Origin of the sequence: Pseudomonas sp. PDNC002 (assembly GCF_016919445.1) — a bacterium.
Classification (GTDB): domain Bacteria; phylum Pseudomonadota; class Gammaproteobacteria; order Pseudomonadales; family Pseudomonadaceae; genus Pseudomonas.
Genome location: NZ_CP070356.1, coordinates 1126288 through 1146006, shown reverse-complemented (window position 1 = coordinate 1146006; position 19719 = coordinate 1126288). Strand labels below are relative to the sequence as shown.

The 19719-nt window shown below is 65.9% G+C and carries 16 protein-coding genes; 8 read left to right on the top strand and 8 right to left on the bottom strand.

Going from position 1 to position 19719, the window contains the following annotated elements; genetic code table 11:
- Nucleotides 1–68: 68 nt before the first annotated feature.
- Nucleotides 69–620 (top strand): GNAT family N-acetyltransferase, encoded by a 552-nt coding sequence (locus JVX91_RS05245; protein ID WP_205338317.1) that lies wholly within the window; start codon nucleotides 69–71, stop codon nucleotides 618–620.
- A gap of 25 nt (nucleotides 621–645) precedes the next feature.
- Here the strand turns inward: JVX91_RS05245 and JVX91_RS05240 are convergent, their stop codons facing one another.
- A complete protein-coding gene (locus tag JVX91_RS05240; RefSeq protein ID WP_205338316.1) occupies nucleotides 646–2019 on the bottom strand; it encodes a pitrilysin family protein in 1374 nt (457 codons plus the stop codon).
- Between the two features lie 206 nt (nucleotides 2020–2225).
- Here JVX91_RS05240 and JVX91_RS05235 point away from each other — a divergent pair, with 206 nt between their 5' ends.
- On the top strand, nucleotides 2226–3182 hold the full coding sequence (locus tag JVX91_RS05235; RefSeq protein ID WP_205338315.1) for an NAD-dependent epimerase/dehydratase family protein: 957 nt from the start codon (nucleotides 2226–2228) through the stop codon (nucleotides 3180–3182).
- Nucleotides 3183–3262: 80 nt separating this feature from the next.
- On the opposite strand, the gene JVX91_RS05230 is transcribed toward JVX91_RS05235, so the two are convergent.
- Both JVX91_RS05230 and JVX91_RS05225 read right to left on the bottom strand, forming a co-directional pair.
- On the bottom strand, nucleotides 3263–4300 hold the full coding sequence (locus JVX91_RS05230; RefSeq protein WP_205338314.1) for an AraC family transcriptional regulator: 1038 nt from the start codon (nucleotides 4298–4300) through the stop codon (nucleotides 3263–3265).
- A 100-nt stretch (nucleotides 4301–4400) separates the two neighbouring features.
- Nucleotides 4401–6122: a Na/Pi cotransporter family protein gene (locus JVX91_RS05225; protein ID WP_205338313.1), complete on the bottom strand. Its 1722-nt coding sequence runs from the start codon at nucleotides 6120–6122 to the stop codon at nucleotides 4401–4403.
- A 329-nt stretch (nucleotides 6123–6451) separates the two neighbouring features.
- Between JVX91_RS05225 and JVX91_RS05220 the strand changes: the two genes are divergently transcribed.
- The gene (locus JVX91_RS05220; RefSeq protein ID WP_205338312.1) at nucleotides 6452–7759 is read left to right on the top strand and encodes a sorbosone dehydrogenase family protein; all 1308 of its coding nucleotides are present in this window, start codon (nucleotides 6452–6454) and stop codon (nucleotides 7757–7759) included.
- A 17-nt stretch (nucleotides 7760–7776) separates the two neighbouring features.
- The gene (locus tag JVX91_RS05215; RefSeq protein ID WP_205338311.1) at nucleotides 7777–8250 is read left to right on the top strand and encodes an LEA type 2 family protein; all 474 of its coding nucleotides are present in this window, start codon (nucleotides 7777–7779) and stop codon (nucleotides 8248–8250) included.
- An 86-nt stretch (nucleotides 8251–8336) separates the two neighbouring features.
- On the opposite strand, the gene JVX91_RS05210 is transcribed toward JVX91_RS05215, so the two are convergent.
- From JVX91_RS05210 to JVX91_RS05195, 4 genes are all read right to left on the bottom strand, one after another.
- Nucleotides 8337–9098 carry a TerC family protein gene (locus tag JVX91_RS05210; protein ID WP_205338310.1) on the bottom strand — a complete coding sequence of 254 codons (762 nt, stop codon included), beginning with the start codon at nucleotides 9096–9098 and terminating at the stop codon, nucleotides 8337–8339.
- A 17-nt stretch (nucleotides 9099–9115) separates the two neighbouring features.
- The gene (locus JVX91_RS05205) at nucleotides 9116–10420 is read right to left on the bottom strand and encodes a CitMHS family transporter (RefSeq protein WP_205338309.1); all 1305 of its coding nucleotides are present in this window, start codon (nucleotides 10418–10420) and stop codon (nucleotides 9116–9118) included.
- Between the two features lie 405 nt (nucleotides 10421–10825).
- Nucleotides 10826–11800, bottom strand: a complete 975-nt coding sequence (locus JVX91_RS05200) for an AEC family transporter (RefSeq protein ID WP_205338308.1) — start codon at nucleotides 11798–11800, stop codon at nucleotides 10826–10828.
- Between the two features lie 79 nt (nucleotides 11801–11879).
- Nucleotides 11880–14315 carry a carbohydrate-binding family V/XII gene (locus tag JVX91_RS05195; RefSeq protein WP_205338307.1) on the bottom strand — a complete coding sequence of 812 codons (2436 nt, stop codon included), beginning with the start codon at nucleotides 14313–14315 and terminating at the stop codon, nucleotides 11880–11882.
- A gap of 317 nt (nucleotides 14316–14632) precedes the next feature.
- Between JVX91_RS05195 and JVX91_RS05190 the strand changes: the two genes are divergently transcribed.
- From JVX91_RS05190 to JVX91_RS05175, 4 genes are all read left to right on the top strand, one after another.
- On the top strand, nucleotides 14633–15607 hold the full coding sequence (locus JVX91_RS05190) for an ABC transporter substrate-binding protein (protein WP_205338306.1): 975 nt from the start codon (nucleotides 14633–14635) through the stop codon (nucleotides 15605–15607).
- Between the two features lie 57 nt (nucleotides 15608–15664).
- Nucleotides 15665–16471: an ABC transporter permease gene (locus tag JVX91_RS05185; protein WP_024764976.1), complete on the top strand. Its 807-nt coding sequence runs from the start codon at nucleotides 15665–15667 to the stop codon at nucleotides 16469–16471.
- On the top strand, nucleotides 16459–17292 hold the full coding sequence (locus JVX91_RS05180) for an ABC transporter ATP-binding protein (RefSeq protein ID WP_024764975.1): 834 nt from the start codon (nucleotides 16459–16461) through the stop codon (nucleotides 17290–17292). Before JVX91_RS05185 ends, JVX91_RS05180 begins: the two co-directional genes overlap by 13 nt.
- Nucleotides 17293–17466: 174 nt before the next feature.
- Nucleotides 17467–19095, top strand: coding sequence for a GMC family oxidoreductase N-terminal domain-containing protein (locus JVX91_RS05175; RefSeq protein ID WP_205338305.1), 1629 nt, complete (start codon nucleotides 17467–17469; stop codon nucleotides 19093–19095).
- Between the two features lie 145 nt (nucleotides 19096–19240).
- On the opposite strand, the gene JVX91_RS05170 is transcribed toward JVX91_RS05175, so the two are convergent.
- Nucleotides 19241–19711: a nuclear transport factor 2 family protein gene (locus tag JVX91_RS05170; protein WP_205338304.1), complete on the bottom strand. Its 471-nt coding sequence runs from the start codon at nucleotides 19709–19711 to the stop codon at nucleotides 19241–19243.
- Nucleotides 19712–19719: the final 8 nt, after the last annotated feature.

Genomic DNA, 19719 nt, shown 5'->3' with positions numbered 1-19719 from the left:
GCCCGCCCGGCCACCGCGGGAGAAGGATAGAGTCAACCCAATCCCTCTTCTCCTGCGGAGAACGCGTCATGATCCCCAACCCCACCGCCGAGCTTGCAGCCCTCGGGGCTGCTGGCGCCGATCACTGGATAGAAACCCTCGACGACGGCAGCCATGTGCTGATCCGCCCGCTGCGCTCGGAAGACCGTGAGCGCGAGCGTCTGTTCCTCGAGCGCCTGTCGCCCATGACCCGCAAGTTCCGCTTCCACGGGGAAGTGAAGATCGACGACAAGCTCCTCGATCGCCTGATGGATGTGGATTACCAGACCACCATGGCCTTTATCGCCCTGACCCACGTGGACGGCGAGCTGCGCGAAGTCGGCATCAGCCGTTACGCGGCTGTGGATAACCAGCAGTGCGAATGCGCGGTGACCGTTGCCGACGACTTTAAGCAGTTGGGTCTGGGCCTCGCGCTGATGCGCCACCTGATCGACGTGGCCAAGCGCAATGGCTTCGCGCAGATGTATTCGATCGATTCGTCCATGGACCGCGACATGCGCGACATGGCGCGTGAACTGGGCTTCCGTGCGCAGGTCGATCCGGACGACTCCTGCCAGGTGATCCGCCGCCTCGCACTCTGAGGCATGACCCGGTACCGGCGGGGCCTCAGCCTCGCCGGCGCCACAGCGCCAGTCCGATCAAGCCTGCGAGCAGCAGCGCGCCCAGCGCTGCCAGTGGATAGACCATGTCGTCATCCAGCAGCGGCTTCTCGATCCGCAGATAGCCTTCGTCCTTGAACACTTGCTGCGCCACCGCATTGGCCTGCTTCAGGCTGACCTTGGCCAGGCGTTTGTCCTCGTCGGGGAAGTGGCCGTCATCGAAGTCCGCCAGGGCGCCCCAGTAATAGTCCGCCAACGTCGAGTTGCCCGGCGTGCTCCAGGCCAGTTGCGCCCGTGCCACGCGCTGGATGCGCGCGAAGCGTTGCGGGTCGAGGCCGTCGTGGCGAATCTTGTCCACAAGCTCCCGCATCGCCCGCTGGGTGACCTGCTGGTCTTCGCGCTCGACGTCGGCATTGAGGCTGAGGAATCCCTGGTTAGCCCAGGCCGTGCGTTCGCTCCACGGGCCGTAGGACAGTTCGCGGCGCACGCGCAGTTCGGTGTACAGCGCATCGTTCAGGTAGGCCTGCAGCAGATCGAGCGCGGCGCCGTCGGCGTCTGCCGGTTCGGGGAAAATCCAGTGCAGCACCGCGCTCTCGCCGAACAGGCCGGTGGTCAGGCTGCGCTCGCGCTCGGCGGTGCCCTTCATCTCCGGCAGGTCGCGACGCTCCGGTGTGTCGTGGTCGACCAGGGCGCCATAGGTGCGGCTCAGGTAGACCGGCAGGCGCGGATCGAGGTCGCCAACGATGATCAGCGTCATGTTGCTGGGCACGTACCAGTCCTTGCGCAACTGCTCCAACTGCGCCTGGGTGAGGTTATCCACAGGTGCGCGCTCGGCGCAGGACAGGCCTAGCTCGACGGCCAGTTGCTCTTGCCCGGCACGGCTGACGTTCTGGTGGTCGAGCCAACGCTGCAGATGCGAGTAGTGCCCGCCATCCTCGCGCACCAGCACCTGCTTGGTGGACTCGATCTTGCGGTTGTCCAGCTGGGTGCGCGTGATGATCTCCAGCAACAGGTCGAGGACCTGGCGCTGCGTGCTGGCGGGGGATTCGACGACGAAGGCGGTGTCGCCCTCGCTGGTGTAGGCGTTCCACTGGCCGCCCAGCGCCTGCATGCGCGCCTCGAGATCGGCCTCATCGCCGCCATCCAGGCCGCTGAAGAACAGGTGCTCCATCAGGTGCGGCAACTGCCGCTGGGCGCAGGCGAAATCGCTGAAACCGACGCCGACGATCAGGCGGATCGAGACGTGGCCCTTCTCGCGGGTGGGCTTGAACAGCACGCCCATGCCGTTTTCCAGCTGATAGGCCTCGACCGTCTGGCGCTGGTCGGCATGGGACCAGGCACTGAGCAGGAGGGACAGCAGGGGGAGGAACAACCAACGCATGAGCACAGAGCCTGAACGCAAAGCCGTGAGGATAGCGGATTGACCGGCACGAACCCACCGCGTTCAACCTAAGTCGGTGGCATCTTTGGTCATGGCTCTGGCTTGCCTGGTCACTGTCGGTGCTGGCGTGGCGGAACTACGCTCCAATCACCCACCCCGATCAACGGACCCGTCGTTCGATTCGTGCCGAGCGATCTGGAGGTTTCATGCGTGTCCTGATTACCGGCGCCGCCGGTTTCCTGGGGCAGAGCCTGCTCAGTGAATTGGCGGTGCAGCACCTGGACTGGAGTTTGATCGCCGGGGATGTGCGACGTATCAACACCCAGGGCCTGCGCCCGAACATCGAGCCGGTTCCGCTGGACTTGGGCGTAGCCGCGCAGGTGAATGCCTGCGTCGAGCAATGGCGCCCGGACGCCATCGTCCACCTGGCGGCGGTGGTCAATCCGCCTCGCGAGATGTCCGCTGAGAAACGCCACGCCATCGAGGTCGGGGGAACGCGCACGCTGATCGAGGCGGCGCGAAAAAACGGTGTGCAGCAACTGATCGTCACCAGTTCCAGCGTGGCCTACGGGTTTCATCGCGACAACGCTGAATGGATCGACGAGAACCAGCCCTTGCGCGGCCATCCCACACTGGCCTACGCCTGCCACAAGCAGGAAATCGAACAGTTGCTGGCCGATACGCGGAAACGTTATCCACAACTCAAGCAGCTCATTCTGCGACCGGGGACGATCCTCGGCCGGCGTGTGCATAACCCGCTGAGCGAACTCTTCTCCCGGCGCAGCCTGCTGGGCGTCATGGGCCATCCCGGACGCTTCACCTTCGTCTGGGACCAGGACGTGGTGAACGTCATTCGCCAAGGGCTGGAGCGCGGCAGCGAAGGTATCTACAACCTCGCCGGCGACGGTGCGATTTCCCTGCGCGAGATCGCCGGGCTGCTCGGCAAACCCTACCGTCCCTGGCCGGCGCCCTTGATGCGCGCGGGTCTTGGCTTGCTCAAGCCGCTGGGGCTGTCCAGTTTCGGCCCGGAGCAGGTGGACTTCCTGCGTTACCGCCCGGTGCTGGACAACCGGCGGCTGAAGGAAGAGTTCGGCTACCAGCCGCGCTACTCCAGCCGCGAAGCGTTCGTCGCCTACCTGGCGGCGCGAGGCCTCAACAACTGAACGATGCGCTGTTGATAAGGTGTAGATAAGTCTGTTGAAAAGGCTGTGTGCCGGCGCCTCCAAACGAAGCGCCGGCCTTGTCAGTCCGCTGCCTGCCGGCGCCGCTGACGGAATTCCCCAGGGGTCAGTCCGGTCCAGTGGCGGAAGGCGCGGAAGAATACGCTGGGTTCGGAGTAGCCCAGCAGTGCGGCGATATCGGTGGCCGGCAGGTTGCCTTCCCCGAGGTAGCGTTCTGCCAACTGTCGCCGTGTGTCGGCGAGCAACTGTTGATAACTGCTGCCTTCCTCGGCTAGCCGGCGCTGCAGCGTGCGTTCGCTCAGGCCCAACTCGTTGGCCAGGGCGGCGCGGCCTGGCTCGCCCCGGGTCAGTTGTTCACCCAGTAGCGCCACCACACGGCCACTGATGCTGGCGCTGGGCAGGCGCGCGAGCAGGCCTTCGGCGTGCTGCCGCAGGAGGTCGCGCAGCGGCGGGTTAGCCTGGGGCAGGGCGGCGTCGATCATCGCCTTGGGCAGGCCCAGGGCGTAGTCCGGGGCGTCGAACTGCAGCGGGCAGCCGAAGAACGCCGTTTCGTAGTCCGTGAGCTTATCCGGCTGGCCGTGCATGAAGCGGCAACCGGCCAGTTGCAGGCCGCTGAGCAGCGCCTTGAGCTGTCGCGCCCAGAAACCCAGCAGGGCCAGCGCGCGGGCTCGGGTTGCCGGGAGTTCCGGATTGAGCGGCCGGTAGGCCACCCAGATCACCTCTGCCTGGGCCTCGATCGAGACCTGGCCGCCTTCACCGACCAGGCGCTGGTAGCGCAAGGCCGACTCCAGCGCATCGCCCAGCGTGGTGCTGGTCTGCAGCAGGTAGCCGAGTGCGCTGAATGACGCCGACGACAGCGCGCGACCCAGCGCAAGTCCGGGTTCGTCATTGGGCAGGCTCGACTGGATGGCTTGCCACATCAGTTCCTGGCGCATGAAATCGATGCGCGCATCGGGGTCGCTGAGTTGGGATGCCTGTATGCCGCTGGCGGCGAGCAGCGTGTCGCGGTCCAGGCCGAGACGAACGGCCGCCAACAGGATGGCCTGGGTCAGGCTGGCGCTGACCGAAGGCGGGCGTTGATTGTGAGTGCTTTCTTCCATGGCGGCGGATTCTGCCCTAACCCTGGGCCGGGTGTAATCGTCACTTTTAGGGCGCAGCTCGATACGCCGACGAAGCGTTCGAACAGCGCCCATCCAGCTTTCAACCCGTGGCGCTGGAACCGGGCGGGGCCGGCCTGTCCTCCTGCGCCGCCTTCACTTCGCGTTCGACGAAGTCCGGGTCATCCTCGGGCTCCTCGATTGCCGCACTGCTGGCGTCTGGGTTATCCAGAACAGCATAGGCGATAGCGCAGAACAGCGAGTTGAGACGCTTCATATCGCTGATCAGATCCAGGTGCAGGGAACTGGTCTCGATGCTCTGCACCACCTGCTGCCGAAGGCGATCGACGTGGGAGTGGGCGAAGCGCCGTTCCTGCAGGCGGAAGCGCTGCTTGGCGCGGCGCAGGCGCTTGGCGCCTTCCTGGTCGCCATTGAGGAATACCGAGAGCGACAGGCGCAGATTGGCCACCAGTTGGCCGTGCAGCACGGTGATCTCCTCCAGGCCGTTATCGGAGAAGGAGCGGCTGCGCGAGGTCTTCTTGTCCTGCACGGCGCCGAGCATGTGCTCGATGATGTCGCCGGCCTGCTCGAGGTTGATCGCCAACTCGATGATCTCCGCCCAGCGGCGGCTGTCGGCTTCGCTGAGGTCCTCCCGGGGCATGCGCGCCAGGTACAGCTTGATCGCGGTGTAGAGCGCGTCGACGTCGTCGTCCTGCTTGCGGATCTCCTTGGCCAGCAGCGGGTCGCCGCTGTGGATAACCTGCATCAGGTTGTTCAGCATCTGCTCGACGATATCGCCCATGCGCAGGGTTTCGCGTACCGCGTTGACCAGCGCCAGGCTCGGCGTATCCAGGGCGCCGGGGTCGAGATGGCGCGGGCGCACGATGTCTTCCGGCGAATGGCGGTCCGGCATGATGCGCGTGCAGAAGGCCGCCATCTGCCCGGTCAGCGGCAGGCAGGCGAGGCAGCGGGTGGTGTTGTAGAGCACGTGGAAGGCGATCACCAGCTCCGCGGTGCTGAACTGCCAGTGGTCGATCCAGTCGGCCAGCGGACCCACCAGCGGCAGCACCAGGGCGCAGCCGGCGACCTTGAACAGCAGGCTGCCCAGCGCCACGCGGCGGCCGGCGGCGTTCTGCGACGAGGCGCTGATCATCGCCAGGATACCGCTACCCAGGTTGGCGCCGATCACCAGGCACAGCGCGACCTTCAGCGAAATCACCTTGGACGCCGCCAGTGTCGCGGTGAGCAGCACGGCGGCCAGGCTGGAATAGGAAATCATCGCGAACAGCGCGCCGGTCAGGGCGTCCAGCATCACGTCGCCGGTCAGGCTGGAGAACAGCACCTTGACGCCCTTGGCCTGGGTCATGGGTTCTGCGGCGGCGACGATCAGCTGTAGCGCGAGGATGATCAGCCCCAGGCCGATGAACACCCGGCCCAGCTGGCCGAGGCGCGACTTCTGGCGGCCGAGGAAGAAGATCACGCCGAAGAAGATCAGCAGCGGCGACAGCCAGGAGAGGTCCAGGGTCAGCACCCGTGCCATCAGGGCCGTGCCGACATCGGCGCCGAGCATGATCGCCAGGGCTGGCGCCAGCGCCATCAGCCCCGTGGCGACGAAGGAGGTGGCCAGCAGCGCCGTGGCGTTGCTGCTCTGCACCAGCGCGGTGACGCCGATCCCGGCGGCGAAGGCCAGTGGGCGCTTCTGGACGCTGCGGCTGAGTATCTTCCGCAGGTTGCTGCCGTAGACCCTGAGTATGCCGGTGCGGACGATATGGGTGCCCCACACCAACAGGGCGACGGCGGAGAGCAGATCGAGCAGTTTGAGCATGTCGGGCCCCCTCGCACTCAAATGGGCCCGCTGGCGGCAAACGTCGACGGACCCTGTAACGACCTCGCCCGCAGCTCCGTACAGACAGCGCGGAGGGCCGAGAAGGACACGGCAGCGCACAGGCGATTGTCACAAGACTGTCATGGTAGACCCTCGTTTTTCCCTGAGGGTTCGCCAAATCCCTGATTTGCTGAGGTTCCTGTGTCTGAGTAAAGCCGATTCGGAGCCCGCGCGAGAGGCGTTGCATCGACTATTTCGCACGGAAGGGTGCCCCGACCTGTCTAGACTGCGAAGCTATTGCAGCGATCCACAGGTCGAGGAGAAGTCGCATGCGTTGGTCGTTCCCCGTCTTTGTCGTGCTGGCGCTGGCCGGCTGCGGCGACAAATCGTCATTGCCGTTCACCGCCGGCACAGGCCCGCAACCCCAGTTGCCCGAACCGCAGAGCAGCCTGCTGCCCACCGTCAACATCGCCACCGCCACCGGCTGGCCCGCCGGGCAGACGCCACGCGCCGCCGAGGGGTTGGAGGTGCAGCGCTTCGCCGACCAGCTGGAACACCCGCGCTGGCTCTACGTGCTGCCCAATGGCGACGTGCTGGTGGCCGAAAGCTCGGCGCCGCCCAAGGAAGAATCCGGTGGCGTGAAGGATTGGGTGGCCGGCAAGATCATGTCCAAGGCCGGCGCCACGGTACCCAGCGCCAACCGCATCACCCTGCTGCGCGATGCCGACGGCGATGGCGTGCCGGAACAGCGCAGCGTGCTGCTGGAAGGACTCTTCTCGCCATTCGGCATGGCCCTTGTGGATAACTGGCTGTATGTCGCCAACGCCGACGCCGTGGTGCGCTTCCCGTACAAGACCGGCGAGACGACGATCAGCGCGCCGGCGGAAAAGGTCGTCGACCTGCCCGGCGGACCGATCAACCATCACTGGACCAAGAACATCCTCGCCAGCCCCGATGGCCCCTACCTCTACGCCAGCGTGGGTTCCAACAGCAACGTCGGCGAAAATGGCCTGGACGCGGAGAAGAACCGCGCGGCGATCCTGCAGATCGACCTGTCCAACCGCAACGTTCGCGTATTCGCCTCGGGCCTGCGCAACCCCAACGGAATGGACTGGGAACCCAACAGCGGCGCCCTGTGGACAGCCGTGAACGAGCGTGATGAGTTGGGCAACGACCTGGTGCCGGACTACATGACCTCGGTGAAGGACGGCGGCTTCTATGGCTGGCCCTGGAGTTACTTCGGCCAGCATGTGGATAAACGCGTCGAGCCGCCGCGCCCGGATATGGTGGAGAAGGCCCTGGTGCCCGACTACGCCCTGGGCTCGCACACGGCCTCGCTCGGCCTGGCCTTCTACCAGGGCAGCCTGCTGCCGGAGCGCTATCGTGGCGGCGTGTTCATCGGCCAGCATGGCTCGTGGAATCGCACGCCGCGCAGTGGCTACCAGGTCGTCTTCATCCCCTTCGGCAACGGCAAGCCCAATGGCCAGCCGGTGGCGGTGCTGGATGGTTTCGTCAACGACAAGGATGAAGCCATGGGCCGCCCGGTCGGTGTCGCTGTGGATAAGTTCGGGGGCCTGCTGGTGGCCGATGATGTTGGCAACACGGTGTGGCGCCTGCGCCCGGCTAGCGTGAAATGAGTCGGGGCGCGGAGTGCATGGATAGGGCGCGGCGTTTCGCCCTGATGATTCTGCTGCTGGCGCTGGGTGCCTGCAGCAGCCTGTTCGGTACGCGCGATCCGCTGCGCATCGATCTGGTCGGCCTGGAACCGGCGACGGGCCAGGGCATGGAGGCGCGCTTCACCGTCAAGTTGCGGGTGCAGAACCCCAATGACCAGGCCATCGACTACAACGGCATCGCCCTGGACCTGTCGGTGAACGGTCAGCCGCTGGCCAGCGGGGTGAGCGATGCCAGCGGGCAGGTGCCGCGCTTTGGCGAAAAAGTGATCAGTGTGCCGGTGAGCATTTCGGCGTTTTCCGCCATTCGCCAGGCCTGGGGACTATCCGGCGGGCCGCCGCGCCAGGGCATGCCGTACGAGATCAACGGCAAGCTGGCCGGTGGGTTGTTCGGCACGGTGCGCTTCAACGACAAGGGTGTGCTGAACTGGCCGGAGCCGGTCGCACGCCCTTGAAATCGATCTGCTGTGAATAAAAAGCCGGGCTGTGGATAGCCCGGCTTTTGTCGTTTCGCGGTCTGCCTGTGGATAGCGCTTGAGGACTACTGGCCGGGAATATCCTTGCGCAGTTTCACCGGGTCGGCGGATTTCTTGCCGCGCGCGGTGCGCATGCGGATGTTCAGCGCTTCCACCGCCAGCGAGAAGGCCATGGCGAAGTAGACGTAGCCCTTGGGCACGTGGACTTCGAAGGCTTCGGCGATCAGTACCGTGCCGACCACGATGAGGAAGGACAGCGCGAGCATCTTCAGCGACGGGTGCTTGTCGATGAAGTCGCTGATGGCGCCGGCCGCCAGCATCATCACCAGCACCGCGACGATGATGGCCGCGACCATCACCGGCACGTTGGAAACCATGCCCACGGCGGTGATCACCGAGTCCAGCGAGAACACGATGTCGATGATCGCGATCTGGATGATGGTGCCGATGAAGCCGCCCATCACGCTCTTGGGTTCGCCTTCGGTTTCATCCTCGCCTTCCAGGCCGTGGAAGATTTCGCTGCTGCTTTTCCACAGGAGGAACAGGCCGCCGAAGAACAGGATCAGGTCGCGCCCGGAGATGCCCTGGCCGAACACGTGGAACAGGTCGGCCGTGAGGCGCATCACCCAGGTGATCGACAACAGCAGCAGGATGCGCGTGACCATCGCCAGCGCCAGCCCGAAGAAGCGCGTGCGCGGCTGCAGGTGCTTGGGCATCCGGCCGACCAGGATGGAGATCATGATGATGTTGTCGATGCCCAGGACGATCTCCAGGGCCGTCAGGGTGAAGAACGCAATCCAGATTTCAGGGCTGGTCAGCCATTCCATTGTCGCGGTACTCGAAGTCAGTCGTTGAAGAGGGGGAACAGGCCCAGCAGCAGCGCGGCAGCCAGGATCGCCAGGCACACCAGCACGGCCCACTTGAGGGTGAAGCGCTGGTGGTCGCCGAAGTCCACCTTGGCCAGGCCCACCAGCAGGTAGGTGGACGGCACCAGCGGGCTGAGCAGGTGCACTGGCTGGCCGACGATGGAGGCGCGGGCCATTTCCACCGGGGTGATGCCGTACTGCGCGGCGGCCTGGGAGAGTACCGGGAGCACGCCGTAGTAGAAAGCGTCATTCGACATGAAGAAGGTGAACGGCATGCTCACCAGCGCCGTGATGGTCGCCAGGTATGGCCCGAGCGCCGGCGGGATCACCGCCAGCAGGCTCTTGGACATGGCTTCGACCATCCCCGTTCCGGACAGGATGCCGGTGAAGACGCCGGCGGCGAAGATCAGCGAGACCACCGCGAGGACGTTCTCGGCATGGGCACCGATGCGCTTCTTCTGCTCGATGATGCAGGGATAGTTGACGATCATCGCGATACCGAAGGCGATCATGAACAGTACGGGCATCGGCAGCAGCCCGGCGATCAGGGTGCCCATCAGCAGCAGCGTGAGGATAGCGTTGAACCACAGCAGCTTTGGCCGGCGCGCCTCGGGATATTGCGACACGCTGACTTCCGCCCCCTCCACCGGGTCGGTGGGCAGGTGCAGCTCGCCCAGCCGCGCGCGCTCGCGTTTGCCGTAGACCCAGGCCAGGCCGAAGATCGCCGCGAGGCCGGCAATCATGGCCGGGATCATCGGTACGAAGATGTCCGCCGGGTCGACGTGCAGCGCGCTGGCCGCCCGTGCAGTCGGGCCGCCCCAGGGGGTCATGTTCAGCACGCCGCTGGAGAGCATGATCAGGCAGGCCATCAGCAGCGGGCTCATGCCCAGGCGGCTGTACAGCGGCAGCACGGCGGCCACGCAGATCATGTAGGTAGTCGAGCCGTCGCCATCCAGCGAGACGATCATCGCCAGCGCAGCGGTGCCCATCGACACCTTGAGCGGGTCGCCCTTCACCAGTTTGAGGATGCGCCGCACCGCCGGGTCGAACAGTCCCGAGTCGATCATGATGGCGAAGTAGAGGATGGCGAACATCAGCATCACGCCGGTCGGTGCCAGCGTGCGGATGCCCTCCAGCATCATCGGCCCCAGGCCCTTGGCGAAGCCGCCGAGCAGCGCGAAGGCGATCGGGACCAGGATCAGCGCGATCAGCGCCGAGAGCCGCTTGGTCATGATCAGGAACATGAAGGTCGCCACCATGGCGAAGGCGAGGAAAGTCAGCATGGGGATAACTCCGGTCTGGCGCGTGGATCAGCGGCGGCTGTGGATAAGCACGCGCGGTGCGGACGGAGTAGGAGCGGGTAGAGACAGGAAACGGGGCATGAGCGATCACCGATTGTTGTTTTTGTACGCTGCGCGAAGGCAGGTCCGGCCGGGAGGACCGAGGCGGCGATGCTAGGGGGTCAAGCTTTCAGCAGGCTTTCGCGGAGTACTTCCGCAGATCGGTGGGGATGTGTGCAGAACGAGCTTGCTCGCGAACCTTGTCGATCCCTATGCATAAGTTCCAGCGCTTTTCGTAGGAGCGGACCTTGTCCGCGAATCCCTGGAGGATGCACCGGCCTGCCGGCCGGAATCGCGGATAAGATCCGCTCCTACGGGGTAAGCCTTGGCAGACTTCGTTCGCGCTGGTCAGCCCAGCGACTGAATCAGCCCCATCACCAGCAGCAGACTGGCGCCGGCCAGCAGCGTCTGCAGGGTGATGATCCCCGCCATCAGCCCGCTCTCGCCGCCCAGCTGGCGGGTCAGCACATAGGCCGTAGGCGCAGTCGGCAGCGCGAAGAACATCACCAGCAGTGCACTTTCCAGCGCTGGCAGGGCGAGCAGGCGAGCGATGGCGAAGGCCAGCAATGGCATGGCCAACAGGCGGATCGCGCAGTTCCAGCCCAGTGCCGAGACTTCAGCGCGCAGTTCCTGCGGCTGCAACGCCGCGCCCACGCAGAGCAGGCCCAGCGGCAGGCTGGCTACCGCCAGCAGGTTGAACAGCCGGTCCGTGCCGCCGGGCAGGCCGATGCCGCTCACGTTCAACAAGGCGCCGGCCACGCAGGCGAGGATCAGCGGGTTCTTCACGATCGGCAGCAGCAGGGAACGCAGACTGATGCCGCGTTCGGCGGTCAGCGCCCAGACCGACATCACGTTCACCGTCGGCACCATCAGCGCGAGCATCAGCGCGGCCAGTGTCAGCCCCGGCTTGCCGTACAGGCTGCCGACGGCGGCCAGGCCCAGGTAGGTGTTGAAGCGCAGCACACCCTGGGCGATGGCGCCGAAGCGCGCCGCATTCCAGCCGCGCAGGCGCTTGGCGATCAGCAAGGCGATCCAGGCGATACCCAGGCCGAGCACCACGGCCAGCGCCTGGCGGGCGAGGCCGGGGTCGTTCAGCGGCGCGCTGGCCAGGCTGCTGGCGAGCAGGGCGGGGAAGAGGATGAAGTAATTGAGCCGCTCGGCCGCCGGCCAGAAGGCCTCGCCGGGGAAGCCTTTGCGGCGTAGCACGAAGCCGCCGACGATCAGCGCGAACAATGGCCAGAGGGCCTGGAACAGAGCGGTCACGGCAATCCCGAGAGGAGGGTGGGAGCGGGCATCTTGCCGAGGACGTCTGCTGGAGGGCAAGGCGTGTGGATAAGTTTCTCACGCCGGTAACTGGGGTTTTCCACAGCTGGGGACGCTGTGGAAAACCCTGTTCGGCTAGTTAGCGACGGAAGCCTCCGCCGCCGAAGTGCCCGCCACCAAACCCACCGAAGTGCCCGCCGCCGAAGCCGCCAGAGCGATCCCCGCCGAACCCGCCGCCGTTGCCCCACTGATGTTGAGTCTGGTTGAAACGCTGCTGGCCCAGTTGGCGTGACTGGAACTGCTGGTCGAGGTTGTTGCGCAGGTCGTTGTTGGCCGGCTGAACCGGCTGCCAGCCGCTGTCGGTGTGCTTCTGCCAGCCGCCGTCCTGGGTGTGCTGGTAGACGTTGCCGTCATGCCCGGCGTAGATGTCGCCGTTGTTCCAGCCCACGGCGTTGCCGGTGCGGCGGTTGTAGCTCACGCCCTGATGCTGGTGATCGAAGCTGTCCGGGTTGTCGTCGATGTCTCCTTTGACGCCACTCTGGGCGATCGTCGTGCGGCCGGTCTGCGCGTTGTGCTGGACGACCTGGCGTCCGGCCTCGAAGTCACCGCTGTCATGGTCGATGCCGGCCGCGCTGCGGCCCGCGCCGGAAATGCCGGTGGCGGCATTGGAATAGGCGCCGCCGCGAGCGGCGGCACTGCGGTTGGTGTAGGGGTTGAAGGCCGTGCCCTGGGCACCTTCGAAGTGGGTGCCGGTGCGCGGGTTGTAGCCGACGGCCGAGCTCCCCTGCCAAGCGGTACCGGTGTAGCCGTTGTAGCCGTAGCCATGGCTGACGGTGCCCTGGCCCCAACGGCCATAGAAGTTCGCCTGGTTGATGTTGGTGTAGCTCCAGCCGCCGGCCGGGTAGGCGCCCCAGTACGGGCCCCAGTAGGGTTCCGGGGCCCCCCACCAGGCGCCCGAGGCATAGCCGAAGGCGAACCCGGTCAGCGCGCCGACGGCAAAGCCGGCGCCGTAGCCGTAGGTGGGCGGATAGCCGTAGTACACCGTGCTGCTGACGTACGCCGGGTAGTCGTAGCCGGTGCCGTAGACCACCGTGCCATCGCTGTTGACCACCACGCCCAGATAGCCGGGCGTGTAGCCGACCACCACGGTCTGCGGAGTGACCGAATAGATGTGCACATAGGTCACGTAGTACACCGGCGAGCTGGGCGGAATCCCGTAGATGACCGCCGGCACTTCGGTCGCTACCTGCCATGGCCCCGTCGCGCTGGGGGCGACGAACCAGACGCCATTGCTCACCGCGAAGAATTGGTTGGAAGCGACTTCGATCACCGGCGTCGGCGTGTTCACCGCATAGCGCAGGTCAGTCCCGGAGATGGGCTGGAAGCTGGGCGAGCCATCGTAGTTGACCTTCAGTTTCGCCTTGCTGCGCGAGACGCTGGCGGTCTGCGGGATGCTCGCGGCGATGGCGGCCTCCTTGGCCTGCGGCGTGCCGGGCACCGAGACCAGCACGTTGGCCTTCGGGTCCTTCGGTGAAATCTTCGCGAAGTCCGCCGGCAGGTCCTTGCCGTTGACGTACTGCCACGGGCCCTTCTCCCCGGGGCCGCTGAACCAGCGCCCGGAGACCAGCACGTACCAGGTGTTGCTGGTCGGGTCGACGAACACCGCGTGGTCGGCGTTCTGCATCGTCAGCAGGCTGACGCCATCCACGGGCGCCATCTGCGCGGTGCCTTCGCTGACGATCAGTTCGGTGGGCTGGGTTGCCACCAGCACCGCCGGTGCCTTGGCTGGCTTCTTGCCGTTCTTGGGCAGCAGCGCATCCACCGGGCCGGCCTTCATCGCGACTGTCTGTGCGTTGATGAGTGCCTTGGGTGGCTGGCTCAGCACCAGCCAGTTGCCGTCGATGGACTGCGACGTGTACCAGTTGCCGGCCGCGTTCAGGAAGTGATTGCCCTGGGCGTCGCGCAGGATCAGCACGCGGCTGTTGAGCACATGCTCGAAGTCGCTGCCTTTGAGGCCCTGCCATTGCGGCTGGCCGTCGATCATCACCAGCACGGTCGGGGTGTTGGCGAAGAGGATCTGGGGCGCGTCGTTCTTCACCTCGACATGACGCAGTTTGTCCAACTGCTGGTTGACCGCGTAGCTGGCCTGCAACTGGTCGAGGGAGACGGTCAGGCCGTGCTTGGGCAACTGAGCCACCAGCGCATCGCGCACCTTGTCGGCGCTGTCCGGCGCGGTCGGCACTTCCACCTTCTCGATGCGCAGGTCGGTCAGCTGGACCAGTCCGCTGGACTTGTCGATCGCGGCGGCGGCCGAGAACAGCGCGACGCCATAGGTCGGCGCGGCCTTCGCGGCGCCAACGGCGATCGCGGCGCGACCGCTCATGCGGGTGCCATCCCAGCCTTCGACCTGCGGCTGGAATATCTGCACGTGCTGGTCGCCGAGGGCGAAGTCGCGCGGCCACTTCAACTCGGCGGCGGCGGAAGGCTGCTGAGCATTGGCTGCCTGTGAAAAGGTGGGGAGTAAAGACAGCCCGACGGCGAGCGTCAGGGCCGAAAGAACGGGGCGAAGAGCCATGATCAAACCTTCCTGAGGGGAGCGACGTTCAACGATAGTGCAGCGCGAGACGTGCCGCGTGTGTTCGAGTTCTCCCTTGCGCCATGCTGGTGCAGTTTCGCCGGCAAGGCAGCTTTTTCTTATGGCGCAACGACATATTTAATAATTTTCCGAGCCTCCCGCTTCGGCCACCATCGGTCTGTCAGACATGTCGCGAGACAAAGCCTTCAGACGCTAGGGCCACCCGAGCCCAATGCCGCCCATGTCCCGGTTCTTCCGGCCTCCTGGCCACTGCCGCAGTAAACCAATAACAAGCCCAACGGCTGTGGGAGTGCTTCATGATCAAGTCCTTGCTCGTGCGTTCCATCGCGTGTTCCGCCCTGGCTCTTGCCGCCGTTTCCGGCGCGCAGGCCGGTACCCTGTCCATCGGCCACACCACCTGGGTCGGCTACGGCACGCTCTACCTCGCCCGCGACCTGGGCTACTTCAAGGAGCAGGGCCTGGACCTGCAGCTGACCACCATCGAGGAAGCCTCGATGTACATGGCGGCCCAGGCCTCCGGCCAGCTCTCCGGTTCCGCCTCCACCATCGACGAAATCCTCAAGTACCGGCCGAAGTTCTGCTTCAAGGCCGTGGCCGCGCTGGACGACAGCCATGGCGGCGACGGCGTGCTGGTGGGCAAGGACGTCACCTCCCTGGCCCAGCTCAAGGGCCAGGAAGTGGCGGTCAACGAAGGCTCCGTCTCGCAGTTCTGGCTGGCCTACCTGCTCAAGCACGCCGGCATGAACATGAGCGACATCAAGGTGCAGAACATGACCGCCGACGATGCCGCCAGCGCCTTCATCGCCGGCCGCGTGCCCGCCGCCGTGACCTGGGAGCCGCACCTCTCTCTGGTGCGCGAGAAGCAGCAGGGCAAGGTGCTGGTGGACAGTTCCACCACCCCCGGCGTGATCGTCGACGTGGTCGCCCTCAACTGCGACGTGATCGAGAAGCAGCCCGAGGACGTGAAGGCCCTGGTGAAAGGCCTGTACAGGGCCGTGCAGTACACCAAGGAACACCCGGACGAGGCCTACGCGATCATGGCCAAGGGCGTCGGCGGCTACCTTTCCGATCCCAAGGCCCTGGCCGACGCCGCCAAGGGCGTGCGCTTCTACGACAAGGCCATGAGCGAGCAACTCATTGGCACCCCCGGCAAGCCCGGCGACATCAAGGGCTTGATCCGCCTCGCCAACGAGACCTGGAGCGGCCTGCAGGGCAAGCGCCTGGAAGTCAGCTACGACGACCTGGTCGATCCGCGCTTCGTCTCCGAGTAACCGTCTCTCTCTTGTCCCCGCGGGCGGCGCCGTGCCGCTCGCCTGGAGGAATCCGCGATGCCTCGTCGTTCGCAATCCTGGCTCAGCCGTTGCCTGACGCCCAAGGTCGACCTGCCGCTGAAGCTGGTCTGGTCCGCCGGCACCCTGTGCTGGCTGCTCGTGTTCGGCCTGTGGGCCGGGCTTTCCTACGGCGGCGTGGTGCCGGCGATGTTCCTGCCCACCCCGGATGCGGTGCTCGCCGCCGGCGTGCGCCTGGCCAGTGACGGCACCCTCGCCACCCACGTGATGGCCAGCGTCAAGGTGGTGATGATCGGCTTCATCATCTCCTCGCTGGTGGCGGTGCCGCTGGGCCTGCTGATGGGCAGCTTCCGCATCGTCCAGGCCTTCCTCGAACCGCTGGTGAACTTCATTCGCTACCTGCCGGTGACCTCCTTCGTGCCGCTGTTCATCCTGTGGATCGGCATCGGCCTGGAGCAGCGCGTCACCGTGATCATCTTCGGCGTGTTCTTCCAGCAACTGGTGATGATCGCGGACGTTTCCCGCGGCGTCGCCAAGGACCTGGTCAACGCCTCCTACACCCTGGGCTGCAACCGCCGCGACGTAGTCCTTCACGTGCTCGGCCCGGCCTCGCTGCCCGGCGTGCTCGACACCTTGCGCGTGACCATGGGCTGGGCCTGGACTTACCTCGTCGTGGCCGAACTGGTCGCCGCCTCCAGCGGCCTGGGCTACATCAGCCTCAAGGCCATGCGCGGCTTCCAGGTCGACGTGATCTTCCTGGCCATCGCCATCATCGGCCTGCTGGGCCTGATCACCGACCAACTCTTCCGATTCATCCGACTGAAGGTGGCGTCATGGGCGCAGTAGCGATCAAGCAGGAAGAAGCGGCCGTGACCGGTCAGGAACAAGCCAGGCCGCCACGCCTGCGGGTGGAAAACGTCAGCCTGCGCTATCGCACGCCCGAGGGCGGCACCTTCAGCGCGCTGGAGAGCGTCTCCTTCGAAGTGCCGGACCAGCAGTTCGCCGTCATCGTCGGCCCGTCCGGCTGCGGCAAGTCGAGCCTGCTCTACCTCACCGCCGGGCTGGCCGAACCCACCGAAGGCGACATCTACGTCGGCGGCCAACTGGTCGACGGCCCCGGCGCCGACCGCGGCATGGTGTTCCAGAGCTACACCCTGTTCCCCTGGCTAACCGTGCGGCAGAACGTCGAGTTCGGCCTCAAGCGTCGCGGCATGCCGGCGGCCGAGCGCCGCGAGATTGTCGACTACTACCTCGACGAAGTCGGCCTGCGCCGCTTCGAGAACAACTATCCCAAGCAGCTCTCCGGCGGAATGATGCAGCGCGTGGCGATCGCCCGCGCGCTGGCCAACGACCCGCAGATCCTGCTGATGGACGAGCCCTTCGGCGCCCTCGACAGCCAGACCCGCATGCAGATGCAGCAACTGCTGCTGCGCGTGTGGGACCACAGCAAGAAGACCGTGGTGTTCGTCACCCACGACATCGACGAGGCCATCCTGCTGGGCGACCGCGTCTACGTCATGGGCGCACGCCCCGGCCGCATCAAGCGCATCCTCGACGTGCCCATCGAGCGCCCGCGCTCGCTGGACATGGTCATGGACCGCCAGTTCATCGAGATGAAGCGCGAGATCCTCGGGCTGCTGCACGACGATCTGGAAGAGGCTCATTGAAAGCCCGACGACGCCCACCCTCACCCCAGCCCTCTCCCAGGGGGAGAGGGAGCTGTTGCGGCGCTCGCGACGAGCGCCGCGCTGGCCGGTTGATTCGGTTTGCTCCCTCTCCCTTTGGGAGAGGGCTGGGGTGAGGGGCTCTGCCATTCACGCAACACTCCCAAGGGAGCCCTTATGTCCCACTCCAACGATTCCACCTACGACTACCTCATCGTCGGCGCCGGTTCCGCCGGCTGCGTCCTGGCCAACCGCCTGAGCGCCGACCCGTCCGTGCGCGTCTGCCTGCTGGAGGCCGGCGGCAGCGATGCCAGCCCGCGCGTACAGACCCCCGCCGGCACCATCACGCTGTACAAGAGCAAGATCTTCAGCTGGAACTTCTACTCCGCGCCGCAGAAGCGCCTGAACAACCGCTCGCTGCACTGCCCGCGCGGTAAGGCGCTGGGCGGCTCCAGCTCGATGAACAGCATGATCTACATCCGTGGCCACGCCTCCGACTACGACCGCTGGGAGCAGGACGGCTGCCCCGGCTGGGGTTGGAAGGACGTGCTGCCGTTCTTCAAGAAATCCGAACGCAACGTGCTCGGCCAGGACCCGGCGCTGCACGGCACCCTGGGCGAGCTGGTGGTGGACAAGCCGCGTGACCCCAACCCGCTGTCGAACCTGTTCATCAAGGCCGCCGAACACCTCGGCCTGCGCCGCAACGATGACTTCAACGGCCGCGAGTTCGAGGGCGTCGGCATCTACAACGTGACCCAGAAGGACGCCAAGCGCCTGAGCAGCTACCGTGCCTTCGTCGCGCCGTTGCAGCGGCCGAACCTCACCGTGCTGACCGACCGCCAGGTGGGCCGCCTGCTGCTGGAAGGCGAGCGCGTCACCGGCATCGAGCTGCGCAGCGGCGAGCGCCTGCTGGCGCGCCGCGAAGTGATTCTGTCGGCCGGCTCCCTCGGCTCGCCGCAGATCCTCCTGGCCTCCGGCATCGGTCCGGGCGAAGAGTTGAAAGCCGCCGGCATCCCGGTGAAACACGACCTGCCGGGCGTGGGCAAGAACCTCCAGGACCACCTCGACGGACTGGTCACCGTGCGCTCGCCAAGCCCGCTGAGCCTGGGCTTCTCCCTCGGATCGCTGCCGCAGATCCTGTTGTCGCCGTTCAAGTACCTGCTGGCGAAGAAGGGCTGGCTGACCACCAACTACGTCGAGGCCGGTGGATTCGCGCGGACACCTCTCGCGCAATCGCTGGCCGACGTGCAGTTCCACTTCGTGCCCGGTTACCGCAGCCACCGTGGCCGCCTGTTCGAGTGGGGCCATGGCTACGCCGTGCACACCTGCGTGCTGCGTCCGAAGAGCATCGGCGAGCTACGCGTGAAGCCCGGCGGTGACATCGAGATCGACTACAACTTCCTCGCCAACGAGGAAGACGGCCGCGTGCTGGTGGAAGGCGTGAAGCTGGCGCGCAAGATCCTCGCCCAGCCGGAGTTCGACAAGATCCGCGGCGCCGAGATGCTGCCCGGCCCGCAGGTGCAGACCGACGAGCAACTGCTCGAGCACCTGCGCGAGTACGCCGCCACCGTGTTCCACCCGGTGGGTACCTGCAAGATGGGTGAGGACGCGATGGCCGTGGTCGACCTGCGCCTGCGCGTGCATGGTTTGAAGGGGTTGCGCGTGGTGGATGCGTCGATCATGCCGACGCTGATCAGCGGCAACACCAACGCGCCGTGCATCATGCTCGGCGAGCGGGCGGCAGCGATGATCCTGGAAGACAGCCGCATCTCCTCCACCGCACCCGCCCGGGCCGTTCCGGCCTGATATCGAGGGCGCCCTTCGGGCGCCTTTCGCGGACAAGGTCCGCTCCTACGGGTTATCCACAGCACCGGCCCTTGTAGGAGCGGATCTTATCCGCGACCCGGCCGCAGGCCGGTCTATCCCGCGGAAAAACCGCTATGGATAAGCCTCACAAGCCCAGCTCGCTGAGCGACGGATGTTCATCCGGCCGGCGCCCTTGCGGCCAATGGAACAGGCGCTCGTCCTCGCGGATCGGCAGGTCGTTGATGCTCGCATGGCGCTCGAACATCAGGCCGTTCTCGTCGAAGACCCAGTTCTCGTTGCCGTAGGAGCGGAACCAGTTGCCCGAGTCGTCGTGCCATTCGTAGGCGAAGCGCACGGCGATGCGGTTGTCGGTGAAGGCCCAGAGTTCCTTGATCAGCCGGTACTGCTGCTCGCGCACCCACTTGGCGGTGAGGAACTGGACGATCTGCTCGCGGCCCTGGACGAAGGTCGCGCGGTTGCGCCAGCGGCTGTCCGGTGTGTAGGCCAGCGACACGCGGTGCGGATCGCGGCTGTTCCAGCCGTCCTCGGCAAGGCGGACTTTCTGGATGGCGGTTTCGCGGGTGAAGGGCGGCAGAGGGGGACGGGATTCGCTCATGGTGGTCT

What these genes read in the sequence shown, in the direction of transcription:
- JVX91_RS05245 (WP_205338317.1), top strand. Translation starts at nt 69, where the DNA reads ATGATCCCCAACCCCACCGCCGAGCTTGCAGCCCTCGGGGCTGCTGGC.
- JVX91_RS05240 (WP_205338316.1), bottom strand. Translation starts at nt 2,019, where the DNA reads ATGCGTTGGTTGTTCCTCCCCCTGCTGTCCCTCCTGCTCAGTGCCTGG.
- JVX91_RS05235 (WP_205338315.1), top strand. Translation starts at nt 2,226, where the DNA reads ATGCGTGTCCTGATTACCGGCGCCGCCGGTTTCCTGGGGCAGAGCCTG.
- JVX91_RS05230 (WP_205338314.1), bottom strand. Translation starts at nt 4,300, where the DNA reads ATGGAAGAAAGCACTCACAATCAACGCCCGCCTTCGGTCAGCGCCAGC.
- JVX91_RS05225 (WP_205338313.1), bottom strand. Translation starts at nt 6,122, where the DNA reads ATGCTCAAACTGCTCGATCTGCTCTCCGCCGTCGCCCTGTTGGTGTGG.
- JVX91_RS05220 (WP_205338312.1), top strand. Translation starts at nt 6,452, where the DNA reads ATGCGTTGGTCGTTCCCCGTCTTTGTCGTGCTGGCGCTGGCCGGCTGC.
- JVX91_RS05215 (WP_205338311.1), top strand. Translation starts at nt 7,777, where the DNA reads ATGGATAGGGCGCGGCGTTTCGCCCTGATGATTCTGCTGCTGGCGCTG.
- JVX91_RS05210 (WP_205338310.1), bottom strand. Translation starts at nt 9,098, where the DNA reads ATGGAATGGCTGACCAGCCCTGAAATCTGGATTGCGTTCTTCACCCTG.
- JVX91_RS05205 (WP_205338309.1), bottom strand. Translation starts at nt 10,420, where the DNA reads ATGCTGACTTTCCTCGCCTTCGCCATGGTGGCGACCTTCATGTTCCTG.
- JVX91_RS05195 (WP_205338307.1), bottom strand. Translation starts at nt 14,315, where the DNA reads ATGGCTCTTCGCCCCGTTCTTTCGGCCCTGACGCTCGCCGTCGGGCTG.
- JVX91_RS05190 (WP_205338306.1), top strand. Translation starts at nt 14,633, where the DNA reads ATGATCAAGTCCTTGCTCGTGCGTTCCATCGCGTGTTCCGCCCTGGCT.
- JVX91_RS05185 (WP_024764976.1), top strand. Translation starts at nt 15,665, where the DNA reads ATGCCTCGTCGTTCGCAATCCTGGCTCAGCCGTTGCCTGACGCCCAAG.
- JVX91_RS05180 (WP_024764975.1), top strand. Translation starts at nt 16,459, where the DNA reads ATGGGCGCAGTAGCGATCAAGCAGGAAGAAGCGGCCGTGACCGGTCAG.
- JVX91_RS05175 (WP_205338305.1), top strand. Translation starts at nt 17,467, where the DNA reads ATGTCCCACTCCAACGATTCCACCTACGACTACCTCATCGTCGGCGCC.
- JVX91_RS05170 (WP_205338304.1), bottom strand. Translation starts at nt 19,711, where the DNA reads ATGAGCGAATCCCGTCCCCCTCTGCCGCCCTTCACCCGCGAAACCGCC.